This is a genomic window from Mesorhizobium sp. M7A.F.Ca.MR.148.00.0.0, assembly GCF_003997735.1.
Taxonomy (GTDB): domain Bacteria; phylum Pseudomonadota; class Alphaproteobacteria; order Rhizobiales; family Rhizobiaceae; genus Mesorhizobium.
The window spans coordinates 1-244 of record NZ_RZTB01000656.1 but is presented as its reverse complement, the minus strand read 5'-3'; the positions used below and the strand labels follow the sequence as shown (position 1 = coordinate 244).

The following is a 244-nucleotide window of genomic DNA, read 5'->3' as shown; positions in this document are numbered from 1 at the left end:
CCTCGGCGACGTAGCGAAGGTCGTTGCAGAAGCAGCCGCCGATCGCCAGGGCGAGGAGCTGGCCGCCATTGAAGCCCAGGCCCATGCCGCCGGCCTTGCCTTCGGGCCGGTCGACGATGATCGTGTGGCCGCCTGCCCAGCCCATGGCCGCCTGCGTGTCCCCCACATTGCGCAGTTCCACGGTCATTGAGACCATCGCGGATGTCCTCCCCGGCAGGAGTCGACCAGGCGTCGGGCCTCGTCG

General features: G+C 69.7%; 1 pseudogene. It reads right to left on the bottom strand.

Features of this window, described 5'->3' with window-relative positions:
* Nucleotides 1–196, bottom strand: a pseudogene (locus tag EOB49_RS35700) (OsmC family peroxiredoxin); the annotation flags it as partial.
* Between the last annotated feature and the right edge of the window lie 48 nt (nucleotides 197–244).